Consider the following 23,256-nt stretch of genomic DNA (forward strand, 5'->3'; position numbering starts at 1 on the left):
CTTGAGCGGTAAAAAGCGGATTCCGCCGGCCGAAGGCCTCGTGTTGCGGTTTGCCGTCAGTCGGCCCGCGCACGTGCGTTCCGGCCCCGCAGATGGCCAGCCCGTTCCTCACGACGCCTCCTATGACTGCCTCGAACGCTTCCTCTCCGGCGACGCTCACGCTCGCCCGTCCCGACGACCTGCACCTGCACCTGCGCGACGGCGACATGCTGGCCGCGGTGCTGCCGCACACGGCGCGCCAGTTCGCCCGCGCGATCGTCATGCCGAACCTGAAGCCGCCCGTCACGACCACCGCGCAGGCGCAGGCCTATCGCGAGCGAATCCTGGCCGCGCTGCCGGCGGGCATGGCGTTCGAGCCGCTGATGACGCTGTACCTGACCGACAACACGGCGCCCGACGAAATCCGCCGCGCGCGCGACAGCGGCTTCGTGCACGGCGTGAAGCTGTATCCGGCCGGCGCGACGACGAACTCCGATCACGGCGTCAGCGATCTCGCGAAGTGCGCGAAGACGCTCGAGGTCATGCAGGAAACCGGCATGCCGCTGCTCGTGCACGGCGAGGTGACCGATCCGGCGATCGACATGTTCGATCGCGAGAAGGTGTTCATCGACCGCGTGATGACGCCGCTGCGCCGCGATTTCCCGGGCCTGAAGGTCGTGTTCGAGCACATCACGACGAAGGACGCGGCCGACTACGTGCGCGATGCCGACGCGGCGCCGGGCCTGCTCGGCGCAACGATCACGCCGCAGCACATGCTGTACAGCCGCAACGCGCTGTTCGTCGGCGGGATTCGCCCGCATTACTACTGCCTGCCGGTGCTGAAGCGCGAGACGCACCGCGTCGCGCTCGTCGAAGCGGCGACGTCGGGCAACCCGCGCTTCTTCCTCGGTACCGACAGCGCGCCGCACGCGCGCGGCGCGAAGGAAACCGCGTGCGGGTGCGCGGGCTGCTACACGGCGCTGCACGCGCTCGAGCTGTATGCGGAAGCGTTCGACCAGGCCGGCGCGCTCGACAAGCTGGAGAATTTCGCGAGCCGCTTCGGCGCCGATTTCTACGGGCTGCCGCGCAGCACCGAGACGATCACGCTGCGCCGCGAGACCTGGGAACTGCCGCGCGAGGTCTTCGCGGGCGATACGCCGGTCGTCCCGCTGCGCGCCGGCGAAACGATCGGCTGGAAATTCGCGTGACCGGCACGCCGCCGCGCGGGGCCGGCCTGACGGCCGGCGGTGGGGCGGCGGTATTCGCGCAGATCGACTGGTTGGCGCCGTGGCTCGCGCCTTACGCGGCGCCCGGTCGTACGCTGCAGGCGGCGGCGCTCACGGGCGAGACCGCGTTGCTCGATGCGTTGAACGGCGCGCTGCGTGGCGGTACGCGGGCGAGCGGCCGAGGCCGGCCGCTGCGCTTCGTGCCGCAGGCGGAGCTGCCGCCAGGCATCGCATACGAAACCCATATCGCCGACACGGGCGGCGTCCCGACCCGCCACAATCTTCACGACTTCTTCAATGCGCTCGTCTGGTTCGCGTATCCGCGCACCAAGGCCGCGCTGAACGCACGCCAGGCCGCGGCGATCGACGCCGCGGGCGGCGTCGGTCCCGTGCGCGGCACGCTGCGCGATGCGCTCACGCTGTTCGACGAGAACGCCGCGCTGTTCGTGACGGCCGACCGCGCGCTCGCCGACGCGCTGCGCGGCTTCAACTGGCAGCAACTGCTGGTGGCGGCGCGCGACGCGTGGGGCACGCGCTGCGAGGCGCGGCTCGTCGGCCATGCGCTGCTCGAGAAGCTCGTCGTGCCGTACAAGTCCTGCACCGCGCACACGTGGATCGTCGAAGTGAGTGACGACTATTTCTCGTGGCCCGACGCGCAGCGTGCCGCGCACGTCGATGAGCGGATCGCCGGCGAACTCGCGACCCGTGACCTGACGAGCCGCGATTTCGCGCCGCTCCCGGTGCTCGGCGTGCCGGGCTGGTGTGACGCGAATGCCGTGCCCGCGTTCTACGACGATCCGGCGGTTTTCCGCAGCGGCCGCCGTTCGCGCGCTGCCGGCGGCGGCGCGCAGTGCTAGAATGCGCGTCGCAAAGCAGGCTAGGCAGTCGCGGCCTCGCCGCCTTCGGGCAGGCGAGGGCGAGGAAAGTCCGGACTCCACAGGGCAGGGTGATGGCTAACGGCCATCCGTGGCGACACGCGGAACAGGGCAACAGAAAGCAAACCGCCGATGGCCCGGCGCAAGCCGGGATCAGGTAAGGGTGAAACGGTGCGGTAAGAGCGCACCGCGGCGACGGCGACGTCCGCCGGCACGGTAACCTCCACCCGGAGCAATTCCAAGTAGGCAGGCGCGCATTTTCGGATGCAGGACGGTGCCCCCGTCTCGTCTGCGGGTAGGAAGCTTGAGCGCGTCAGCAATGGCGCGCCTAGAGGAATGGCTGCCACGCGCCGTGCGCTTCGGCGTGCAGCGTGCACAGAATCCGGCTTATCGGCCTGCTTTGCCGTTCGAATGCGAAAGGGCCGGCGCTCCGTCAGGAGCGCCGGCCCTTTTTTTTCATCCGTGGCTGCTAGGCGTTCAGGCCGCGACGATGTCGAACGAATGCGTGAGCTCGGCCGTCTTCGCGATCATGATCGACGCGGAGCAGTACTTGTCGTGCGACAGGTTGATCGCGCGTTCGACCGTGGCCGGGTTCAGGTTGCGGCCCGTGACGGTGAAGTGGAAGTGGACCTTCGTGAACACCTTCGGATCTTCGCTCGCGCGTTCGGCCTTCAGCGTGACCGAGCAGCCGGTGACTTCCTGACGGCTCTTCTTCAGGATCAGCACGACGTCGTACGCGGTGCAGCCGCCGGTGCCGACCAGCACCATTTCCATCGGGCGCGGTGCGAGATTATGGCCACCGCCTTCCGGTGCGCCGTCCATCGCGACGAGGTGTCCGCTTCCGGTCTGAGCGGAAAACGCCATGCCGTCCTGACCCATCCAGCTTACTTTGCATTCCATGCTTGCACTCCAGCGTTGCCTGATTCGAATTCGATCATGCATTGTAGCCCGCAGTGCAACGGTCGGCTGATGCGCTGCACGACGTGCAACGTCGCGCCGCCGCACGCGGCGCCTGGCGGCGCGCCGAACGCCGATTTCCCTGCCTGCTTTAGGGGTTTTGCTCTAGATGTGGCGGACTCCCGGTTGCATCCTTGTTTTCCAATCGATTGATTTCAAAAGAGAAAACGTGATCTGGCGACGAAATCATCCATATTCCACATTATGGTTGTGAATTTCGCAATGCAAATTTTCTTGTGAAGTCGCCGGCGCATTCGTATAATGAGCTTCATTGGTTGTCGCGCTGCGGCAACCTCCGCATGTCTCCTCCACCCTCCTCCTAAGGTGGATTAAGCCCGAACCAGCCGTTCGGGCTTTTTTTCGTCCCATGCAAGCATCGACGCGCAGTTTGCGCGCTTCGATGTCGGTCGTTGACTCCCTGTCTTTGACTCCGTTTACGCGGGATGTCGTGCGGCCGCGTGCGATGCCGCGCCGGTTGGCGTGTCGGTCGAGCCGGCGGCAGGGGGCGAAACCTGCGCGGCCGATGCGTGGCCATGACCGCGCGCGCAGAAATGGCGTACACGTTCGCGTACCGCGCGCAGGCGGGCGATGCGATCTTCGGCATGGGCGCCGCGGGCGTCGGCGATACGAGCGTCGAGTGCGTCGAGCTTGGCCTCGCAGCCGGCCCGGGCGGCGACGGCGGGCGCCGCGGCGGCCAGCAATGCGGCCGCGAGAAGGGGCGTAAGTCCTTGTTTCATCATGCTTGTTTGTTGTTTTTCCGTTGTCGGCCGGTCTGGCGCGGCAAGGTCAGGTGCCGCGCGTCGATGGGTGCCTCCCCGGGCGCTCGGTTCGCCTGGCATATCGGGGCACGACCGGATTTTGGCCCATTTCGGGCGCCGCCGGCACGGGACGTGGATTCTTTTTGACCGCGCTGCCGTATTTCCTTTATAATTCAGGGCTTTTCCGCATTCATGCCCACGGAAAAAGAACAGGGAGAGCCTGCACCGCGCCTCGAAGCGCACACAGACAAGCAGGAAGAACACATCGGGCAAAGCATTTTTTTTGGATCGATCATGAAGACGTTTTCCGCAAAAGCCCATGAGGTGACGCGCGAATGGTACGTGATTGACGCGACGGATAAGGTTCTCGGCCGTGTTGCCAGCGAAGTGGCACGCCGTCTGCGCGGCAAGCACAAGCCTGAGTTCACCCCGCACGTCGACACTGGTGATTTCATCATCATCATCAACGCAAGCAAGTTGAAGGTCACGGGCAACAAGACTCTGGACAAGAAGTACTACCGTCACTCGGGCTACCCGGGCGGTATCTATGAAACGACGTTCGGCAAGATGCAAGAACGCTTCCCGGGCCGTGCGCTCGAGAAGGCGGTCAAGGGCATGCTGCCGAAGGGCCCGCTCGGCTACGCGATGATCAAGAAGCTGAAGGTCTACGCTGAAGCGACGCATCCGCACTCGGCTCAACAGCCGAAAGCGCTCGAGATCTAAGGGGAGCCCACATGATCGGTAACTGGAACTACGGTACGGGCCGCCGCAAGAGCGCAGTCGCACGTGTCTTCATCAAGGCTGGCAAGGGCGACATCATCGTCAACGGCAAGCCCATCGCTGACTACTTCTCGCGCGAAACGTCGCTGATGATCGTGCGTCAACCGCTGGAACTCACGAACCACGGCCAGACGTTCGACATCAAGGTGAACGTGAACGGCGGCGGCGAAACGGGTCAGGCAGGCGCGGTGCGCCACGGCATCACCCGCGCGCTGATCGACTACGATGCGACGCTGAAGCCGTCGCTGTCGAACGCAGGCTTCGTCACGCGCGATGCACGTGAAGTCGAGCGTAAGAAGGTTGGTCTGCGCAAGGCACGTCGCGCAAAGCAGTTCTCGAAGCGTTAATTCCGCTTCATGGCCGCGCCGCTTCCGGGCGGCGTCCGCCGGAAAAACCGCCAGCTTTCGCGCTGGCGGTTTTTTTATGCCCGCGCGGCGCGGTCCCGCGGGCCGTTTCCTTTACGGAAATCAACAAGAACCTATTGATTTCATGGACATCAGCACGATCTTCTGATCGGCCCTACAATAGCGGCTAAAGCTTTTTGGAGAGTTCGCATGAACGCTGTTACCGAATCCGCAGCAACGACCACCGAAATGCCGGTACCGTTCGTCTTCACCGACGCCGCGGCCGACAAGGTCAAGCAACTGATCGACGAAGAGGGCAATCCCGACCTGAAGCTGCGCGTATTCGTGCAGGGCGGCGGCTGCTCGGGCTTCCAGTATGGCTTCACGTTCGACGAGGAAGTCAACGAGGACGACACCGTGATGAACAAGAACGGCGTCCAGCTCCTGATCGACTCGATGAGCTACCAGTACCTGGTCGGCGCCGAGATCGACTACAAGGACGACCTCAACGGCGCCCAGTTCGTGATCAAGAACCCGAACGCAACGACCACCTGCGGGTGCGGCTCGTCGTTCTCGGTCTGAACGCACGACGGATCCTGTCCGGTTCGCCGGAATGAAAAACGGGGCTTCATGCCCCGTTTTTTTGTGCCCATGCGCGGCGCGAACCGCTTCCTTCGGCCTTCCGTCAGCGCGGATAAAGCGCGCCTAGCACGCGCGCATCCGCTGCACCCGTCACGCTCGCGAGGTTGCCGGGCTGACGCGCGGTGAAGCGATACGCGAGCCACGCGAACGCGAGCGCTTCGACCTGTTGCGGCGGCACGCCGAGCGCGGCCGTCGTCTCCACCGTCGCCGGCACGCCGGCCTCGCGCAGCGCTTCCGCGAGCGCGGCGAGCAGCACCGGATTGCGGGCGCCGCCGCCGCAGACGAACACGGCCTTGCAATCCGTCGCGTGCTGCGCGACTTCGCGGGCGACCGAGACGGCGGTGAGCGCCGTCAGCGTTGCCTGGACGTGTTCCGGCGCGACCTGCGCGAACGCGGCGAGCTTCGCGTCGAGCCACGCGGGATTGAACAAGTCGCGGCCGGTGCTTTTCGGCGGCAGCGCGGCGAAGTAGGGCTCGTCGAGCAGCGCGTCGAGCAGCGGCGCGTGCACCGTGCCGCGCGCGGCGAACTTGCCGCCGTCGTCGTACGGCTTGCCGAGGTGGCGGGTCGCCCATGCGTCGAGCAGCGCGTTCGCGGGCCCGCAGTCGAAGCCGCGCACGTCGCCGCCATCACCGGGCAGGATCGTGATGTTGCTGATGCCGCCGAGGTTGCAGACGACCCGCGTCTCGCCCGGCGCGCCGAACATCGTCGCATGGAACGCAGGCGCGAGCGGCGCGCCGTGGCCGCCGGCCGCGACGTCGCGGCTGCGGAAATCGGCGATCACGTCGATGTGGGCCAGCTCGGCGAGCAGTGCCGGATTGTTGAGCTGGCGGGTGTAGCCGCGCTCGGGACGGTGCCGGACCGTCTGGCCGTGCACGCCGATCGCGCGGATCTCGTCGCGCGACAGGCCGGCGGTGCGCTGCAACTCGTGACAGCACACCGCGTAGCGCGCGACGAGCGCGTTCGCCGCGAGCGATTCGCGGTCGATCTCGTTGTCGCCGGGCTGCTGCAGCGCGAACAGCGCGTCGCGCAGCGATTGCGCGAAGCCGACGAACGCTTCCGCGAGCACGACCGGCGCGCGGCCGGTCTCGAAACGCACGGCGACGCCGTCGACGCCGTCCATGCTGGTTCCCGACATCAGCCCGAAGTAGATGCCGTCGGCCGGATGGGCGGGTTGCGGATGTCGTTGCGGCACGTTGGGTTCTCCTGGGTCGAGCGGCGCGGGCCGGTGCCGCGCGCCTTGCGCCCGATTATCCGCGCAACCTGACGCATCGTTAAGCGATGCACGCGCAAGTTATGGGAAAATCCCTGTCTTTGCGACATTCTTCCTGGCACCGATGAGCACCGAACCCAGTTCCAAGCCTGTTTTCCCGATCACCGACGAAGTCCGCCATGCGCTCGCCGTCACGAAGCGCGGCGTCGACGAACTGCTGATCGAGGAAGAGTTCGCGCAGAAGCTCGCGCGCAGCGCGGCCACCGGCACGCCGCTGCGCATCAAGCTCGGCCTCGATCCGACCGCGCCCGACATCCACATCGGCCATACGGTCGTGTTGAACAAGATGCGTCAGCTGCAGGATCTCGGCCACACCGTGATCTTCCTGATCGGCGATTTCACGTCGCTGATCGGCGACCCGTCGGGCCGCAACGCGACGCGTCCGCCGCTCACGCGCGAACAGATCGAGTCGAACGCGAAGACCTACTTCGAACAGGCCGCGCTCGTGCTCGACCGCGCAAAGACCGAAATTCGCTACAACAGCGAATGGTCGATGCCGCTCGGCGCGGACGGGATGATCAAGCTCGCGTCGCGCTATACGGTCGCGCGGATCCTCGAGCGCGAGGATTTCACGAAGCGCTTCCAGAGCGGCGTGCCGATCTCGATCCACGAATTCCTGTACCCGCTGATGCAAGGTTACGACTCGGTCGCGCTGAACGCCGACCTCGAACTCGGCGGCACCGACCAGAAGTTCAACCTGCTCGTCGGCCGCGAACTGCAGAAGCAGTACGGCCAGGAACAGCAGTGCATTCTGACGATGCCGCTGCTCGAAGGCCTCGACGGCGTCGAGAAGATGTCGAAGTCGAAGGGCAACTACGTCGGCATCAGCGAGAAGCCGACCGACATGTTCGGCAAGCTGATGAGCATCTCGGACACGCTGATGTGGCGTTACTTCGAACTGCTGTCGTTCCGCGGCCTCGACGAAATCGCCGGCTTCAAGCGCGACGCCGAAGGCGGCCGCAATCCGCGCGACTTCAAGGTGCTGCTCGCGCAGGAAATCGTCGCGCGCTTCCATTCGCAGGCTGACGCCGAGCGTGCGCTCGAAGATTTCAATCATCGCGCGAAGGGCGGCGTGCCGGACGACATCCCGTCGGTCACGCTCGCGGGTGCGCCGCTCGCGATCGGCCAGTTGCTGAAGCAGGCGGGCCTCGTGCCGTCGACGAGCGAAGCGCTGCGCAACATCGAGCAGGGCGGCGTGAAGATCGACGGTGCGACGGTGTCCGACAAGGGCCTGAAGGTCGAGGCCGGCGAGTTCGTCGTTCAGGTCGGCAAGCGCCGCTTCGCGCGCGTCACGCTGACCGCATGATCGCGCTGATCCAGCGCGTGAAGCGCGCCGACGTGCGCGTCGGCGACCGCACGACGGGCGAGATCGGCGCAGGGCTGCTCGCGCTCGTCTGCGCGGAGCGCGGCGACACCGAGGCCGCGGCCGACAAGCTGCTTGCGAAGCTGCTCGGCTATCGCGTGTTCAGCGACGCGGCCGGCAAGATGAACCTGCCGGTGTCGAACATCGACGGCGCGGGCGGCGCCGGCGGCCTGCTGCTCGTGTCGCAGTTCACGCTCGCGGCCGATACCAACAGCGGGCTGCGGCCGAGCTTCACGCCTGCCGCGCCGCCCGACGAAGGCGCGCGCCTGTTCGACTATTTCGTCGCGGCCGCGCGCGAGCGTCATCCGGTCGTCGAGACGGGCGAATTCGGCGCCGACATGCAGGTGTCGCTCGTCAACGACGGCCCCGTGACGTTCTGGCTGCAAGTGCGGCCCTGATTCTTTCCCGGAGACGCGCCGCGATGGCCACCACGCAGATTCTCTTCATTCGTCATGGCGAGACGGCCTGGAACCGCATCAAGCGCATTCAGGGCCATATCGACATTCCGCTGGCCGACACGGGGCTCGCGCAGGCGCAGCGGCTGGCCGTCCGGCTCGCACGGGACGCGCATGAAGGGCAGCGCATCGACGCGATTTATTCGAGCGACCTGATGCGCGCGCAGCAGACCGCGCAACCCTTTGCCGATGCGCTCGGGCTGCCGCTGCGGTTGCGCGAAGGGCTGCGCGAGCGTGCGTACGGCGTGTTCCAGGGGCATGACAGCACCGAGATCGAGACGCTGTTTCCGGACGCCTACGCCGCGTGGCAGACGCGCGACCCGGGTTTCGCGCCCGACGGCGGCGAGTCGCAGCGCGAGTTCTATCATCGCGTGCTGCATGCACTCGAGCCGATCGTCGCCGCGCATCCGGGCGGGCGCATCGCCTGCGTCGCGCACGGCGGCGTGCTCGATTGCGTGTATCGCTTTGCCAACGGTCTCGACCTCTCGGCGCCGCGCAGCTATCAGTTGCTCAACACCAGCATCAACGTCGTCGATTACGTCGATGGCCGTGCGCAAGTCGTGCAATGGGCCGACGTGTCGCATCTGGATACCGCGAGCGACGACGACGGGTATCGCAAGGTACTTTGATTTTGATGCGGTCATGCCGGTGCCGCCGGCGTGATCGGGCGGGGGTGGCCCCCTCCATTTCAGGTTTGGTGCGGCAGTGCCTGGCGCGTCCTGTAGCCGAGCGCGTACGCGATCCTGCCGGGCTTGTCGGCCGTAATCGGCTGGCGCAGCTTGTCGAATTCTCCTTTCGGGTATTTCTTGCCGCCATCGATCGCATCGACGCGGCGGTCACGGGAATATCACGGTCACGGCAAATTGAAATGATCCTAAGAAACGGATCGTCAGGCGGGCGGGGTACCGTCGGGCGGCGTCGCCGTCGCGCGTCGGCGTGCGCGTTTCGAGGCGCCGTTGACGAGCGCCCAGCGCAGCACGGGCGCGACCGCCCTGACACCGGGCCGGACCACCGCGCGTCGCAATGGCGCGAACGTCGATACGCCGAGCATGCGCTGCGCCCAGTGCGGCAGCAGGTCTATGCCCGCGTGCATGATCAGTGACGCGGCCGGCCTCAGCGCGGGCGTGGAGATCGGCACATTCAGCAGGATGTCCATGACGTCGAAGGTGCGTGGCCCTGCTTCGAGTTCGGATTGCATGCGCGTGAAGTAGGCCGCCACTTCCGCACGCGAACGGGGAACATCCCGGGCGCCGAGCAGCTCGGCGATCAATGCCGTCTCGGCGTAGTAGCCGTCCTGCTGCTCGCCCGACAGCGACGGATTCACATAGCGCAAATGTGCGGCGAGGAAGCTCGATACTTCCGCGACATGCACCCAGGTCAGCAACGCCGGATCGTCGGCTCGGTACGGCCTGCCGCCGGGCGCGGTACCCGATACGCGCGCGTGGATCGTTTTTACGCGCTCGATCAGCGCGAGTGCGTCCGCGCGGCTGCCGAACGTCGTGCCCGTGATGAACGTTGCGGTGCGCCGCAAGCGGCCGAGGATGTCGGTGCGAAACGACGAGTGATCCCAGACGCCCGCGAGCGCGAGCGGATGGAGCGCCTGCAGCAGCAGCGCGGCGATGCCGCCCGTCATCATCGACGTGAAATCGGCATGCACGCGCCAGCAGATGGCGTCGGGGCCGAACAGCCCCGGGTCTCCGGGTGGCGACGACAGGTCGATCGACGGGCCGCCGCCGCCCGTCGTCAGGTGCGTGATGCCGGCCACGAGCCGCTTGCGGATCGGTTCGACCCAGCGCGGACCCGGCGTGGGCGTGGCGGGGTGCGGGCTGGGCGGCGTGGTCATGGCAGGTGTGGCGTGGGCGGCGGGTTACTTCCCGTCGGCGGTATCCCACATTCCGCGTTCGGTATTGCCGGCATCGGGCGCGGAGAGCCCGAAGTGGCGGTACGTGAGCAGTGTCGCGACGCGCCCGCGCGGCGTGCGCTGCAGGAAGCCCTGCTGGATCAGGTATGGTTCGAGCACGTCCTCGATCGTGTCGCGCTCCTCGCCGATCGCCGCCGCGAGGTTGTCGATACCGACCGGGCCGCCGTCGAACTTGTGCAGGATCGCCTCGAGCAGCTTGCGGTCCATCAGGTCGAAGCCGACCGGATCGACGTCGAGCATCGCGAGCGCGGCGTCGGCCACGGCCGCGGTGATCTGGCCGTCGGCCTTCACTTCCGCATAGTCGCGCACGCGACGCAGCAGCCGGTTCGCGATCCGCGGCGTGCCGCGCGAGCGCTTCGCGATTTCCAGTGCGCCGTTCGGATCGATCTGTGCGTTCAGCAGCGACGCCGAGCGCCGCACGATGCGCGACAGCTGGTCGGCATCGTAGAACTCGAGGCGCGCGACGATCCCGAAGCGATCGCGCAGCGGGTTGGTCAGCATCCCCGCACGCGTGGTCGCGCCGACCAGCGTGAACGGCTGCAGGTCGAGCTTCACGCTGCGCGCGGCCGGCCCTTCGCCGATCATGATGTCGATCTGGTAATCCTCGAGCGCCGGATACAGGATTTCCTCGACGACCGGCGACAGCCGGTGGATTTCGTCGATGAACAGCACGTCGTTCGCTTCGAGGTTGGTCAGCAGCGCGGCGAGATCGCCCGCGCGCTCGAGCACGGGGCCCGAGGTCTGGCGCAGATTCACGCCCATCTCGCGCGCGATGATGTGCGCGAGAGTGGTCTTGCCGAGGCCCGGCGGTCCGAACAGCAGCACGTGGTCGAGCGGCTCGGAGCGGCGTTTCGCGGCCTCGATGAAGATCTCGAGCTGGCCGCGCACCTTTTCCTGGCCGACGTAGTCGTCGAGCTGGCGCGGCCGCAGCGCGCGTTCGAACACCTCCTCATGCGACGAGGCGGGCGTGGCGGCGATGATCCGCTCGGCGGCGAGTTTGTCGGTTTCAATCATGCGGCCATTGTACCGCGCGCGGTCACGCGGTCGAACTGGCCGAACGGCCGACTGGTGCGCGCCGCACGGCGGCGCGACACTGGCTCCGAAAGCCGGTTCGGGCGGGTGTTACGCCTTCGACAGTGCCTTGAGCGCGAGCTTGATGCCCTCGGACACGCCGGTGCCGGCCGGCACGTTCTTGATCGCGGCGAGGCCTTCCTTTTCCGAGTAGCCGAGCGCGAGCAGCGCGTTGAGGATGTCGGTCGCGTGATCGGACTGGGATGCGGCGCCGGCGAGCGCACCGAGGTCCGCGCCGAGCTTGCCCTTCAGCTCGAGCAGCAGGCGCTCGGCGGTCTTCTTGCCGATGCCGGGCAGGCGCGTGAGACGTGCGGCGTCCTGCATCGTCACCGCTTGCGCGAGTTCCTGCACGCTCATGCCGGACAGCACGGCCAGCGCCATGCGCGCGCCGATACCGGTGATCTTCAGCAGTTCGCGGAAGGTCGTGCGCTCCTGCGGCGTCAGGAAGCCGTACAGCAGGTGCGCGTCCTCGCGCACGATCTGCTGCGTGAGCAGCACGACGCGCTCACCGGTCTGCGGCAGGTTGTAGAAGGTGCTCATCGGCACGTCGATCTCGTAGCCGACGCCGTTGCAGTCGACGAGCAGGTGGGGCGGGTTCTTTTCGAGCAGGATGCCGGCGATGCGACCGATCATGGATGGCGGGAAGCGAGGAAGAAAGCGCGAGTGTAGCGCAGGTGCGGCGCAATGCCGATGGGTTGGCCTTCAGGTCGGGGCGATGCGACACGCGTGCGTGATGCAGGGCGATGAGGCGATCGGGTGGGCAGGGCGGTTGCAGGTGCAATGCGCGACGCGCCGTAGACATGCGTGCCGTTTGCGTCAGCCGACGAGCCGTCCGCGCCGCACCCGCAGCCCCTTTTTCGCGAGCGCCGGCGCGAGGCCGCTGATCGTGCCGAGCGTATTACCGCTGTGCGCATGGCAGATCGCCATCCCGAGCGCGTCAGCCGCGTCGCTGCCCGGCTGGCCCGTGAGATTGAGCAGCCGCGTCACCATCTCCTGCATCTGCGACTTGGTCGCGCGGCCGTAACCGACGACGGCCTGCTTCAGTTGCAGCGCGGTGTATTCGGCCACCGGCAAGCCGCCGGCGACGAGCCCGCAGATCGCGGCGCCGCGCGCCTGACCGAGCAGCAGTGTCGACTGCGGGTTCACGTTGACGAACACCTGCTCGATCGCGGCCTGATTGGGCGCGTGTTCGCGCACGAGCGTCGATACGCCCTGGAAGATCGTGCCGAGTCGGGTGGCCAGGTCGGCTGTTGGCGTGCGGATCACACCGCTCGCGACATAGGCGAGCCGATGGCCGCTGACGTCGATGATGCCGAAGCCGGTGACGCGCAGGCCGGGGTCGATGCCGAGAATTCGCATGAGTGAGGAGAAAAACCTGATGCAGCGATACTACAACGAATGGTGTGCGGTGCCGGCCGCATGGTCGTGTGCGCCGGCGCCGCGCAATAAAAAACCCGGCGGGTGTGATGCCGCCGGGTTTGCATGCAGCGGCCGCGCGGGCCGCGTGCGATCAGTGACGGAAGTGACGCACGCCCGTCAGGACCATCGCGATGCCGTGCTCGTCGGCCGCCGCGATCACTTCGTCGTCGCGCATCGAGCCGCCCGGCTGGATCACGCAGGTCGCGCCAGCCGCCACGACGACGTCGAGGCCGTCGCGGAACGGGAAGAACGCATCCGACGCGACGGCCGAGCCGGCCAGCGTAAGGCCCGCGTTCTGTGCCTTGATGCTCGCGATGCGCGCGGAATCGACGCGGCTCATCTGGCCGGCGCCGACGCCGAGCGTCATGCCGTTGGCGCAGAACACGATCGCGTTCGACTTCACATACTTCGCGACGCGCCATGCGAACAGCAGGTCGTCCATTTCCTTCGCGGTCGGTTGACGCTTCGTGACGACGCGCAGCTCGCTCGGCTGCACGTTCTTCGAATCGAGCGACTGCACGAGCAGGCCGCCGCCCACGCGCTTCAGGTCGAACGCGTTATGACCGTCGCCCAGCGCGATTTCGAGCAGGCGCACGTTCTGCTTCGCGGCGAACACCTGCTTCGCGGCGTCCGAGAACGACGGCGCGATCAGCACTTCGACGAACTGCTTCGCCACCGCCTGCGCGGCCGTCTCGTCGACTTCGCGGTTGAACGCGATGATGCCGCCGAATGCCGACGTCGGGTCGGTCTGGAATGCCTTCGCGTACGCATCGGCCGAGTCGTTGCCGACCGCGACGCCGCACGGGTTCGCATGCTTGATGATCACGCAGGCCGGCGCGTCGAACGTCTTCACGCATTCCCACGCCGCGTCCGAATCCGCGATGTTGTTGTACGACAGCTCCTTGCCCTGCAGCTGGCGGTAGTTCGCCAGCGCGCCGGCCGGTGCCGCGAGGTCGCGGTAGAACGCTGCGCTCTGGTGCGGGTTCTCGCCGTAGCGCAGGTCCTGCACCTTGTCGAACGCCATGTTCAGCGTGGCCGGGTACGCGCTGCGCGATGCGTGCTGCAGCTCGTCGGTCAGGCTCGTCAGGTAGTTCGTGATCGCGCCGTCGTATTGCGCCGTGTGCGCGAACACCTTGGTCGCGAGGCGGAAGTTGGTCGCGTAGCCGATCGCGTTGCCGTTCGCCTTCATTTCGTCGAGCACGACCGCGTAGTCGGCCGGATCGACGACGACCGTCACGTCGCGGTGGTTCTTCGCGGCCGAGCGCAGCATCGTCGGGCCGCCGATGTCGATGTTCTCGATCGCGTCGGCGAGCGTGCAGTCGTCCTTCGCGATCGTCGCGACGAACGGATACAGGTTCACGACCAGCAGGTCGATCGTCGGGATGCCGTGCTGCTCCAGCGCCTGCATATGCTCGGGCAGGTCGCGGCGGGCGAGGATGCCGCCGTGCACCTTCGGGTGGAGCGTCTTCACGCGCCCATCGAGCATTTCCGGAAAGCCCGTGTAGTCGGCCACTTCGGTAACGGGCAGGCCCGCGTCGGCGAGGAGTTTCGCGGTGCCGCCGGTCGACAGCAGCTTGACGCCGAGGTCGGACAGCGACTTCGCGAAGTCGACGATGCCGGTCTTGTCGGAAACGGAAATGAGCGCTTGCTTGATCATGATGGAACCACCAATAGCCAGGGAAACGGGGACGGGACGGCTGCCTACAGCAGGCCGTGCTGCTGCAGCTTCTTGCGCAGCGTATTGCGATTGATGCCGAGGTACTCGGCGGCGAGCGACTGGTTGCCGCCGGCCTGTACGAGCACGACCTCGAGCATCGGCTTTTCGACGCAGGACATCACCATTTCATAGACGTCGTGCGGATTGGAGCCGTCTAGATCCCGGAAATACACGTCCAGGCTCTCGCGGACACATTGTTCGATGTTGTGCTTGCTCATGCTGCTAACTGGTTATGGTCGTCCGACTCGCCCTGGCCGTTTTCCTCTTCGTCATCGACGTAGACGAGGTGGTCCGACAGCGCTTTTTGCGCCTCGAAGAATGCATTGACGGCGGCGAGCTGCTCGCGGGTGGAATCGAGCGTGTTCATCCTGTGCCGGAACCCGTTGGCACCGGAAAGGCCGCGAGTGTACCAGCCGATGTGCTTGCGCGCAGTACGGACGCCGGTGAATTCACCATAGAACGCGTAGTGGTCTTCCAGGTGTTCGTTCATCACGTGCTGGATCTCGTCGATCCGCGGCGGGGGCAGCAGCTCGCCGGTTTGCAGGAAATGATCGATTTCACGGAACAGCCAGGGCCGACCTTGCGCGGCACGACCGATCATCAGTGCGTCGGCGCCGGTTGCGTCGAGCACGGCCTTCGCTTTCGCCGGCGACGTGATGTCGCCGTTCGCGACGACCGGGATGTGCACGGCCGCCTTCACGGCCGCGATGGTGTCGTATTCCGCGTCGCCGCGGTAGAGGTCGGCGCGCGTGCGGCCGTGCACGGTCAGCATCGAGATGCCGGCCGCCTCGGCGAGGCGCGCGACCGTGATCGCGTTCTTGTGCTCGCGATCCCAGCCGGTGCGGATCTTCAGCGTGACGGGCACCGCATCCGGCCCCGTGCCGACCGCCGCGACGACGGCCTCGACGATCCGCTGCACGAGCGGCTCGTTCTGCAGCAGCGCGGAGCCGGCCGCGACGTTGCAGACCTTCTTCGCCGGGCAGCCCATGTTGATGTCGATGATCTGCGCGCCGTTGTCGACGTTGTAGCGGGCGGCTTCGGCCATCATCGCCGGATCGGCGCCGGCGATCTGCACCGCGATCGGCTCGACTTCGCCTTCGTGGTTCGCTCGCCGCATCGTCTTCGCGCTCTTCCACAGCTGCGCATTGGACGCGACCATCTCGGACACGGCGTATCCGGCCCCCAGCCGCTTGCACAGCTGGCGGAACGGGCGATCCGTCACCCCGGCCATCGGGGCGACGAACAGGTTGTTACGCAATACGTGAGGGCCGATAACGGGCATCGCAATGGCACCGCCCGCGAGCGCCGGGCGTCGCGGGCAAAAAAGGGCGGAGGGAAAACGCGCATTTTACCGTATTCCCATGCCCCGCCGATTTGACCCGGTTTGCACGGCGCCGACGACACGCAACGCGCGCCGCGCCGCGCGTCAGTTGCGCTGGCCGAACATCATCTGGCGCGCGATCGCCTTCTTCAGCGGCGGTACGAATTCGAGTGCGGTGAGCGCCGCGCCGCGCAACAGCGGAAGGGGGCCGGTGTCGACCGTGAACAACCGCGCGAGCGTGTCGGTCGCGCCGATCGTGAAGCGCCGGTCGAGTGCACGCCGCGCGTTGAAGGTTGCGAGCGCGGTCGGTTCGAAGCCTTGGGTGGACAGCGCGTCGACGAGCGTATGCGCATCGCGCAGCCCGAGATTGAGCCCCTGGCCGGCGACCGGATGCAGCGTTTGCGCGGCGTTGCCGACGATCGCGATGCGCCCGTTGACGAGCGTTTGTGCCGCGTTCAGCCCGAGCGGGAACGAGGCGCGCCCCGCGATCGCGACGAACTGCCCCATCCGCTCGCCAAAGGCAGCGCCGAGTTCGCGCAGGAACGCGTCGTCGGGAAGGCCGGCGCGGCGGGCAGCTTCGTCGGGCGTGCAGCACCATACGAGCGAATACTCGGCCTGGCGTGGGCCACCGAGCGGCAGCAGCGCGAGCGGGCCTTCGTGCGTGAAGCGTTCCCATGCGACGTTCGGGCGCGGCGCCGAGACCGTGACCGTGCCGACGATCGCGGTCTGACCGTAGTCGCGGCGATGCTTGCCGGTATCGGCCTGCTGTTCGTGGAACAGCCCGCCTTCGGCGTTGATGACGATGCGCGCGCGCAGCGTACGCTCGCCTTGCGGACCGTCGAGCGTCAGCGTGACGCCGTCGGCGTCCTGTTGCGGCGTGCGTGCGGTGGTCGACGTGAGCCAGTCGACGCGCGTGCCGCGCACGGCCTGCGCGAGCGCCTGCACGATCGAACCGTAGCGCACGACGTAGCCGAGCGCGGCGAGGTCGTGCTCGTCGCGGTCGATCAGCGTGCGGCCGAAATGGCCGCGCTGCGACACGTGGATGTGTTCGATCGGCGTCGCGTCGCCCGGCCATCCGAGCGTGTCGAGTAGCACGCGGCTGCCGTGCGATACGGCGATCGCGCGCGGGTCGTTCGCGCTCGCGGCCGGCTCGCGCGCGTCGATCAGCGCGATCGACGCGTGCTGCGTCGCGCTGCGGCGGGCGAGCCAGCCGGCGAGCGCGAGCCCGACGGGGCCGGCGCCGACGATGGCGAGATCGTAGTCCGGCGTGGCCGGGGAGGAAGCGGTCGTCATCAATGTTCGTGAAACGGGGTAACGGTCAACGGCGGTCAACAGCGAGTCGACGGTGGCTCGACAGCGGGGCGAGGGCAACCTGCGGCACGCTCACGCGCCGTGCGCCGCGCCAGCGCGCATCAACGCCTCGATCTCGGCAGCCGCCACCGGCACGTCGCGCGTGATCAGCTCGCAACCGTGCTCGCGCACGATCGCGTCGTCCTCGATGCGGATGCCGATGTTCCAGTATTCGGACGGCACGTCGTCGGCGGCCCGCACGTACAGGCCCGGCTCGACGGTAAGCGTCATGCCGGGTTTCAGCGTGCGCCACGGCAACGCGCCGTCGGCGTCGCGCGCGGCGAGCCGCTCGCGGTAGTCGCCGCAATCGTGCACGTCCATGCCGATCCAGTGGCCCGTGCGGTGCATGTAGAAGCGTGCGTATGCGCGCTCGGCGATCACGTCGTCGACGTTCGAGAAGCGCGTCTTCGGGATGATGCCCGTATCGAGCAGCCCTTGCGCCAGCACACGCACGGCCGCGTCGTGCGGTGCCTCGAACGATACGCCCGCGCGCGTCGCGTCGATTGCGGCCTGCTGCGCGGCGAGCACGATGTCGTACAGCGTGCGCTGCGCGGGCGAGAAGCGCCCGTTGGCCGGGAACGTGCGCGTGATGTCCGACGCGTAGCCGTCGAGTTCGCACGCGGCATCGATCAGGATCAGGTCGCCGTCCTGCGCGGCCGCGTTGCCGGCCGGGTAGTGCAGCACGCACGCGTTCGCGCCGGCCGCGACGATCGAGCCATACGCGGGCGCCTGCGCGCCATGCTTGCGGAACGTGTACAGCAGCTCGGCCTCGAGTTCGTATTCGCGGATCCCCGGGCGGCACACCTGCATCGCGCGACGGTGCGCGAGCGCGGAGATGTGCGCGGCGCGCATCATGATTGCGAGTTCGTGTTCGTCCTTCACGAGCCGCATGTCGTCGACGAGCGGCGTGAGGTCGAGCAGCGCGTCCGGCGCGGCGACACCTGTGCGCGCCTGCGCACGCACCGCATCGATCCAGCCGGCGAGCTGGCGGTCGAACTCGGCCGAGGCGCCGAACCGATAGTGCACGGTGCCCGCATCGGCGAGCAGGCGCGGCATCTCGGTGTCGATCACGTCGACCGCGTAGGCCGCGTCGAAGCCGAACGCATCGCGCGCGGCCTCGGGTCCGTAATGGAAACCTTCCCAGATCTCGCGATCGGCATTCTTCGCGCGGCAGAACAGGATCGATTCCGGCGTGCCTTGCGACCCGGCGGCGTTCAGCACGAGCACGGCATCCGGCTCGGTGAAGCCCGTCAGGTAGTGGAAGTAGCTGTCATGCCGGTACGGGAAGGCCGTGTCGCGGTTGCGCAGCATTTCCGGCGCGGTGGGAACGATGGCGACGCCGCCGCCCGCGGCGCGCAGTGCGGCAAGCACGCGTTCGCGGCGCTGGCGGTAGACGTCGACGGCGATGGCGGTATCGAGGGGCGCATTCATCGTGCGATTGTAGCGCCGCCGGACGCGGTGTGTGAGAGGCGCGGCTGCAAGCCGCGCCGGACGGGGCTCGGCGACGGCTGTTGCAAACCATCCACAGGCCGGACGGGCAGATTTTCTGCCCGGCCACGCCGGCCGGTTATGATCGGCGACAACGTATACTCTCGGCGGTTCCCTTAAAAAGGCAGATGATGAAATTAATCGGTTCGCTCAGCAGCCCGTACGTCCGAAAGGCGCGGATCGTGCTTGCTGAAAAGAAGATCGACTACAAGCTGGAGCTCGAGAACGTGTGGGCGCCGGATACGAACATTCATGCATCGAATCCGCTCGGCAAGGTCCCGTGTCTCGTGATGGAGGATGGTGCCGCGGTGTTCGATTCCCGCGTGATCTGCGAATACGTCGATACGCTGTCGCCGGTCGGCAAGCTGATTCCGCCGTCGGGGCGCGAACGTGTCGAAGTGCGGTGCTGGGAAGCGCTGGGTGACGGCGTGCTCGACGCGGCCGTGGCGATTCGTCTCGAACACACGTTGCGCGACGAAGCGCAGCGCAGCGCGAGCTGGGTCTCGCGTCAGCAGCGCAAGATCGACGACGCGCTCGTCGCGATGTCGCAGGGCATCGGCGGCAAGACGTGGTGCGTCGGCAATCATTACACGCTCGCCGACATCGCACTCGGCTGCGCGCTCGGCTACCTCGACTTCCGGATGCCCGAACTCAACTGGCGCGACCGCCATCCGAACCTCGACAAGCATTTCGTGAAGCTGTCGCAGCGGCAGACGTTCGTCGACACGCTGCCGCAGGGCTGACCGACCGCCGGCGGCGGATCGCGCAGACAAAAGAAAAGCGCCCCGCGGGGCGCTTTTCTTATGGCGAGCCGCCCGGCGGCTGGCGATCGCGTTACTCGATCGACGTGTAAACGGTTTCGCCGAGCACGAACGAATCGCTGCGCGCGATCGGCCACCACTTGTCGTACAGCGTATAGCCGCAGGTCTGGCCGTCGAGCAGCGCGCCGGGCTTCAGGTACTTCAGCAGCTGCGACATCAGCCGCACCTCGTGCGGCGCGACCCGCTGCACGATGTGATGCGCGCGCAGTTCGGACGGATGGCCGAGGCCGGCCGCCTGCACGAGTTCCTGCAGCGCATGCAGCGTATTGCGGTGGAAGTTGTACACGCGCTCGGCCTTGTCGGGCACGACGATGGCGCGCTGGCGCACCGGGTCCTGCGTGGCGACGCCGGTCGGGCAGCGGTCGGTGTGGCAGTGCTGCGCCTGGATGCAGCCGACCGCGAACATGAAGCCGCGCGCCGAATTCACCCAGTCCGCGCCGATCGCGAGCGTGCGCGCGATGTCGAACGCGGTGATGATCTTGCCGCTCGCGCCGATCTTCACGCGGTCGCGCACGCCGATGCCGACGAGCGTGTTGTGCACCAGCAGCAGCCCTTCCTGCAGCGGCACGCCGACGTGATCGGTGAATTCGAGCGGCGCCGCGCCGGTGCCGCCTTCCGCGCCGTCGACGACGATGAAGTCCGGCACGATGCCCGTCTCGACCATCGCCTTCGCGATCCCGAAGAATTCCCACGGATGGCCGATGCACAGCTTGAAGCCGGTCGGCTTGCCGCCGGACAGCGTGCGCAACCGCTCGACGAATTCGAGCAGCCCGCGCGGTGTCGAGAATTCCGAGTGCGTCGCGGGCGAGATGCAGTCCTTGCCCATCGGCACGCCGCGTGTCTCGGCGATCTCGGGCGTGATCTTCGCGGCCGGCAGCACGCCGCCGTGGCCCGGCTTCGCGCCTTGCGACAGCTTGATCTCGATCATCTTGACCTGCGGATCGGCGGCCTGCTTCGCGAACTTGTCCGGATTGAACGTGCCGTCGTCGTTGCGGCAGCCGAAGTAGCCGGATGCGATTTCCCAGATGATGTCGCCGCCGTTCTCGCGGTGGTACTTCGACAGCGAGCCTTCGCCGGTGTCGTGCGCAAATCCGCCTTTCTTCGCGCCGAGGTTCAGCGAGCGGATCGCGTTCGCGGACAGCGAGCCGAAGCTCATCGCCGAGATGTTGAAGATCGAGATGTCGTACGGCTGCGCGCGATTCGCACCGACCCGGATGCGGAAGTCATGGTTCGGCAGCTTCGTCGGCGCGAGCGAGTGGCTGATCCATTCGTGCGCGACGGCCTTCACGTTCAGCTCGGTACCGTACGGGCGATTGTCGGCGACGTTCTTCGCGCGCTGGTAGACGAGGCTGCGCTGCGCGCGCGAGAACGGCTTCTCGTCGGTGTCGTCCTCGACGAAATACTGGCGGATCTCGGGGCGGATGAACTCGAACAGGAAGCGGAAATGGCCCCAGAGCGGGTAATTGCGCAGGATCGCGTGGCGGTCCTGGTTCAGGTCGTACAGGCCGAGAGCGACGAGGGCGACGGGGATGATGATCCACAGCCAGGAAAGCACGTGGATCGACGCGAGTGCGGCCGCGGCAACGAGCAGCAGGACGGCACACCACATCGCGAGGTAGCGTCGTGAAAGCATGGGGGCTCCGTAAGCATCTTGAAATGCCGCCATGCGTACGCTGCGCGGCGGCGCACCGGCCGCGGCGGAATCGTGTTCCGCCGGGCGCGGCGTGCCGCAAGTCTAAACCGAATGGATGTCAGCGTGCTTCCGCGAGCGCGCCCGCGTGCGTTGCCGCCGGCGCCGTCTGGCCGGGCTGGCCGGTGGCCGCGAACTCGATGATGCCGCCGCCGAGGCAGATCTCGCCGTCGTACAGCACGGCCGACTGGCCGGGCGTGACCGCCCATTGCGCGTCGTCGAACGCGAGCGAGAAGCGCTCGCCGTCGGCCCGGCCGAGCGCGGCCCGGCCGAACGTGCAGGCCGCATCGGCCTGCCGGTAGCGCGTCTTCGCACCGCACGAGAAGCCTTCGGCCGGCGGCTCGCCCGCGACCCAGCTCACGTTGCCGGCGACGAGCTCGCGCGACAGCAGCCACGGGTGGTCGTGGCCCTGCACGACGTACAGCGTGTTCGACGCGATGTCCTTCGCCGCGACGAACCACGGTTCGCCGCTGCCGTCCTTGCTGCCGCCGAGGCCGATGCCCTTGCGCTGGCCGAACGTGTAGAACGCGAGGCCGATGTGCTCGCCGACCACCTTGCCGTCGGGCGTCTTCATCGGGCCGGGTTTCGTCGGAAGATAGCGGTTCAGGAAGTCGCGGAACGGCCGTTCGCCGATGAAGCAGATACCGGTCGAGTCCTTCTTCTTCGCGTTCGGCAGGCCGATCTGCGCGGCGATCTCGCGCACCTTCGTCTTCGGGATCTCGCCGAGCGGGAACATCGTCTTCGACAGCTGCGCCTGGTTCAGCCGGTGCAGGAAGTACGACTGGTCCTTCGTGTGATCGAATGCCTTCAGCAGTTCGAAGCGACCGTCGCGCTCGCGCACGCGCGCGTAGTGGCCGGTTGCGATCATTTCCGCATCGAGCGACATCGCGTGGTCGAGGAACGCCTTGAACTTGATCTCGGCGTTGCACAGCACGTCCGGGTTCGGCGTGCGGCCGGCCGAATATTCGCGCAGGAATTCGGCGAACACGCGGTCCTTGTATTCGGCCGCGAAGTTCACGGCTTCCACGTCGATGCCGATCAGGTCGGCCACCGACACCACGTCGATCCAGTCCTGGCGCGTCGAGCAGTATTCGCCGTCGTCGTCGTCTTCCCAGTTCTTCATGAACAGGCCGACCACGTCGTACCCCTGTTCCTTCAGCAGCCACGCGGTCACCGACGAATCGACGCCGCCCGACATGCCCACTACTACACGGCGCTTGCTCATTTGTTTACCGCCTGACGGTCGAATGCTTCCGGGCGCGGCGCGACCGAATGCGTGTGCACGAAATCGAGCGGAATGCGCCGCCCGGCGAGATAGTCGTCGACGCAGCGCATCACCGCCGGCGAGCGGTGGCGCTCGCTGCACGCGCGCAGTTCGTCGGCGCTCATCCACAGCGTGCGGACGATGCCGTCGTCGAGCATGTGGCCCGGCAGCGGTTCGCCGGCCGTGCCGCAGAACGTGAAGCGCAGGTAGGTCGCACCGGCGCTGCCGGGGCGGTCGTAGTGCGCGAGATAGACGCCGACGAGCGCGTCGGGCACGAACGGATGCGCGGTTTCCTCGAGCGTCTCGCGGATCACGGCGTCGGCGAGCGTCTCGCCGGCTTCGAGATGGCCGGCCGGCTGGTTGATGCGCAGGCCCGTCGAGGTTTCTTCCTCGATCACGAGAAAGCGACCGGCACGCTCGACGAGCGCCGCGACGGTCACATGCGGGGTCCAGATTTCGGGTTTCATGGTTCGGCATTTTACCGGTTGCGCCCGGGCGCTGCCGGCCGTCAGGTTAGACGAATCCGACCCCGGTCATTGTTGCGG

General features: G+C 67.1%; 24 protein-coding genes, 1 other RNA gene and 1 pseudogene. 10 read left to right on the forward strand and 16 right to left on the reverse strand.

The window, feature by feature from the left end:
• Nucleotides 1-122 precede the first annotated feature (122 nt).
• The 3 genes from pyrC to rnpB all read left to right on the forward strand — a co-directional run bounded on the left by pyrC (nucleotide 123) and on the right by rnpB (nucleotide 2,486).
• A complete protein-coding gene (pyrC, locus tag HWX22_RS12235) occupies nucleotides 123-1,187 on the forward strand; it encodes a dihydroorotase (RefSeq protein WP_059689071.1) in 1,065 nt (354 codons plus the stop codon).
• On the forward strand, nucleotides 1,184-2,062 hold the full coding sequence (locus HWX22_RS12240; protein WP_175915711.1) for a DUF3025 domain-containing protein: 879 nt from the start codon (nucleotides 1,184-1,186) through the stop codon (nucleotides 2,060-2,062). The genes pyrC and HWX22_RS12240 overlap by 4 nt, the downstream gene beginning before the upstream one ends.
• A 12-nt stretch (nucleotides 2,063-2,074) precedes the next feature.
• Nucleotides 2,075-2,486: RNase P RNA component class A (gene rnpB / locus HWX22_RS12245), an RNA gene on the forward strand.
• A 71-nt stretch (nucleotides 2,487-2,557) separates the two neighbouring features.
• On the opposite strand, the gene HWX22_RS12250 is transcribed toward rnpB, so the two are convergent.
• Together HWX22_RS12250 and HWX22_RS12255 are read right to left on the reverse strand one after the other, a co-directional pair.
• Entirely contained in the window at nucleotides 2,558-3,022 is a 465-nt protein-coding gene (locus HWX22_RS12250) for an OsmC family protein (protein WP_082721941.1), read from the reverse strand.
• 449 nt (nucleotides 3,023-3,471) lie between these two features.
• A complete protein-coding gene (locus HWX22_RS12255; protein WP_175915760.1) occupies nucleotides 3,472-3,777 on the reverse strand; it encodes a DUF1090 family protein in 306 nt (101 codons plus the stop codon).
• Nucleotides 3,778-4,089: 312 nt separating this feature from the next.
• On the opposite strand from HWX22_RS12255, the gene rplM reads away from it, so the two are divergent.
• From rplM to erpA, 3 genes are all read left to right on the forward strand, one after another.
• A complete protein-coding gene (rplM, locus tag HWX22_RS12260; RefSeq protein ID WP_009687896.1) occupies nucleotides 4,090-4,518 on the forward strand; it encodes a 50S ribosomal protein L13 in 429 nt (142 codons plus the stop codon).
• An 11-nt stretch (nucleotides 4,519-4,529) separates the two neighbouring features.
• On the forward strand, nucleotides 4,530-4,922 hold the full coding sequence (rpsI, locus tag HWX22_RS12265) for a 30S ribosomal protein S9 (protein ID WP_011883283.1): 393 nt from the start codon (nucleotides 4,530-4,532) through the stop codon (nucleotides 4,920-4,922).
• A gap of 207 nt (nucleotides 4,923-5,129) precedes the next feature.
• Nucleotides 5,130-5,501 (forward strand): iron-sulfur cluster insertion protein ErpA, encoded by a 372-nt coding sequence (erpA, locus tag HWX22_RS12270; protein WP_059451991.1) that lies wholly within the window; start codon nucleotides 5,130-5,132, stop codon nucleotides 5,499-5,501.
• A gap of 103 nt (nucleotides 5,502-5,604) precedes the next feature.
• Here the strand turns inward: erpA and HWX22_RS12275 are convergent, their stop codons facing one another.
• Entirely contained in the window at nucleotides 5,605-6,753 is a 1,149-nt protein-coding gene (locus HWX22_RS12275; protein ID WP_059535330.1) for an anhydro-N-acetylmuramic acid kinase, read from the reverse strand.
• Between the two features lie 142 nt (nucleotides 6,754-6,895).
• On the opposite strand from HWX22_RS12275, the gene tyrS reads away from it, so the two are divergent.
• Genes tyrS through HWX22_RS12290 form a run of 3 tightly spaced genes read left to right on the forward strand, consistent with a single transcriptional unit; the run spans nucleotide 6,896 to nucleotide 9,278 of the window.
• Nucleotides 6,896-8,137 carry a tyrosine--tRNA ligase gene (gene tyrS, locus HWX22_RS12280; protein WP_059535332.1) on the forward strand — a complete coding sequence of 414 codons (1,242 nt, stop codon included), beginning with the start codon at nucleotides 6,896-6,898 and terminating at the stop codon, nucleotides 8,135-8,137.
• Complete coding sequence (gene dtd / locus HWX22_RS12285; RefSeq protein ID WP_006751891.1) at nucleotides 8,134-8,592, forward strand: D-aminoacyl-tRNA deacylase; 459 nt, start codon at nucleotides 8,134-8,136, stop codon at nucleotides 8,590-8,592. The genes tyrS and dtd overlap by 4 nt, the downstream gene beginning before the upstream one ends.
• A gap of 23 nt (nucleotides 8,593-8,615) precedes the next feature.
• The gene (locus tag HWX22_RS12290; RefSeq protein ID WP_059535333.1) at nucleotides 8,616-9,278 is read left to right on the forward strand and encodes a histidine phosphatase family protein; all 663 of its coding nucleotides are present in this window, start codon (nucleotides 8,616-8,618) and stop codon (nucleotides 9,276-9,278) included.
• Between the two features lie 59 nt (nucleotides 9,279-9,337).
• Here the strand turns inward: HWX22_RS12290 and HWX22_RS12295 are convergent.
• From HWX22_RS12295 to HWX22_RS12340, 10 genes and pseudogenes are all read right to left on the reverse strand, one after another.
• A pseudogene (locus tag HWX22_RS12295) lies at nucleotides 9,338-9,481 on the reverse strand (chromosome partitioning protein ParB); the annotation flags it as partial.
• 57 nt (nucleotides 9,482-9,538) lie between these two features.
• Nucleotides 9,539-10,492 carry an oxygenase MpaB family protein gene (locus HWX22_RS12300; protein ID WP_175909090.1) on the reverse strand — a complete coding sequence of 318 codons (954 nt, stop codon included), beginning with the start codon at nucleotides 10,490-10,492 and terminating at the stop codon, nucleotides 9,539-9,541.
• A gap of 24 nt (nucleotides 10,493-10,516) precedes the next feature.
• The gene (ruvB, locus tag HWX22_RS12305) at nucleotides 10,517-11,584 is read right to left on the reverse strand and encodes a Holliday junction branch migration DNA helicase RuvB (RefSeq protein WP_059465408.1); all 1,068 of its coding nucleotides are present in this window, start codon (nucleotides 11,582-11,584) and stop codon (nucleotides 10,517-10,519) included.
• A gap of 108 nt (nucleotides 11,585-11,692) precedes the next feature.
• On the reverse strand, nucleotides 11,693-12,274 hold the full coding sequence (gene ruvA, locus HWX22_RS12310; protein ID WP_059451998.1) for a Holliday junction branch migration protein RuvA: 582 nt from the start codon (nucleotides 12,272-12,274) through the stop codon (nucleotides 11,693-11,695).
• A 183-nt stretch (nucleotides 12,275-12,457) separates the two neighbouring features.
• Nucleotides 12,458-13,000 (reverse strand): crossover junction endodeoxyribonuclease RuvC, encoded by a 543-nt coding sequence (gene ruvC, locus HWX22_RS12315; protein ID WP_175915712.1) that lies wholly within the window; start codon nucleotides 12,998-13,000, stop codon nucleotides 12,458-12,460.
• A gap of 151 nt (nucleotides 13,001-13,151) precedes the next feature.
• The gene (purH, locus tag HWX22_RS12320) at nucleotides 13,152-14,717 is read right to left on the reverse strand and encodes a bifunctional phosphoribosylaminoimidazolecarboxamide formyltransferase/IMP cyclohydrolase (RefSeq protein ID WP_059820451.1); all 1,566 of its coding nucleotides are present in this window, start codon (nucleotides 14,715-14,717) and stop codon (nucleotides 13,152-13,154) included.
• A 44-nt stretch (nucleotides 14,718-14,761) separates the two neighbouring features.
• Nucleotides 14,762-14,995 carry a Fis family transcriptional regulator gene (locus HWX22_RS12325; RefSeq protein WP_006476892.1) on the reverse strand — a complete coding sequence of 78 codons (234 nt, stop codon included), beginning with the start codon at nucleotides 14,993-14,995 and terminating at the stop codon, nucleotides 14,762-14,764.
• A complete protein-coding gene (dusB, locus tag HWX22_RS12330; protein ID WP_059689065.1) occupies nucleotides 14,992-16,059 on the reverse strand; it encodes a tRNA dihydrouridine synthase DusB in 1,068 nt (355 codons plus the stop codon). The genes HWX22_RS12325 and dusB overlap by 4 nt, the downstream gene beginning before the upstream one ends.
• Before the next feature lie 144 nt (nucleotides 16,060-16,203).
• On the reverse strand, nucleotides 16,204-17,391 hold the full coding sequence (locus tag HWX22_RS12335) for a UbiH/UbiF/VisC/COQ6 family ubiquinone biosynthesis hydroxylase (protein WP_175909095.1): 1,188 nt from the start codon (nucleotides 17,389-17,391) through the stop codon (nucleotides 16,204-16,206).
• Between the two features lie 90 nt (nucleotides 17,392-17,481).
• Entirely contained in the window at nucleotides 17,482-18,879 is a 1,398-nt protein-coding gene (locus tag HWX22_RS12340; protein WP_059820453.1) for an aminopeptidase P N-terminal domain-containing protein, read from the reverse strand.
• Between the two features lie 188 nt (nucleotides 18,880-19,067).
• Here HWX22_RS12340 and HWX22_RS12345 point away from each other — a divergent pair, with 188 nt between their 5' ends.
• Complete coding sequence (locus HWX22_RS12345; protein ID WP_059820513.1) at nucleotides 19,068-19,679, forward strand: glutathione S-transferase N-terminal domain-containing protein; 612 nt, start codon at nucleotides 19,068-19,070, stop codon at nucleotides 19,677-19,679.
• Between the two features lie 91 nt (nucleotides 19,680-19,770).
• On the opposite strand, the gene HWX22_RS12350 is transcribed toward HWX22_RS12345, so the two are convergent.
• The 3 genes from HWX22_RS12350 to HWX22_RS12360 all read right to left on the reverse strand — a co-directional run bounded on the left by HWX22_RS12350 (nucleotide 19,771) and on the right by HWX22_RS12360 (nucleotide 23,178).
• Nucleotides 19,771-21,390, reverse strand: a complete 1,620-nt coding sequence (locus HWX22_RS12350) for an FMN-binding glutamate synthase family protein (RefSeq protein ID WP_175915713.1) — start codon at nucleotides 21,388-21,390, stop codon at nucleotides 19,771-19,773.
• Between the two features lie 118 nt (nucleotides 21,391-21,508).
• The gene (mnmA, locus tag HWX22_RS12355; protein WP_175915714.1) at nucleotides 21,509-22,672 is read right to left on the reverse strand and encodes a tRNA 2-thiouridine(34) synthase MnmA; all 1,164 of its coding nucleotides are present in this window, start codon (nucleotides 22,670-22,672) and stop codon (nucleotides 21,509-21,511) included.
• Nucleotides 22,669-23,178, reverse strand: a complete 510-nt coding sequence (locus HWX22_RS12360) for an NUDIX hydrolase (protein WP_174912778.1) — start codon at nucleotides 23,176-23,178, stop codon at nucleotides 22,669-22,671. The genes mnmA and HWX22_RS12360 overlap by 4 nt, the downstream gene beginning before the upstream one ends.
• Nucleotides 23,179-23,256 lie beyond the last annotated feature (78 nt).

Origin of the sequence: Burkholderia sp. BCC1638 (genome assembly GCF_902833195.1) — a bacterium.
Taxonomy (GTDB): domain Bacteria; phylum Pseudomonadota; class Gammaproteobacteria; order Burkholderiales; family Burkholderiaceae; genus Burkholderia; species Burkholderia diffusa.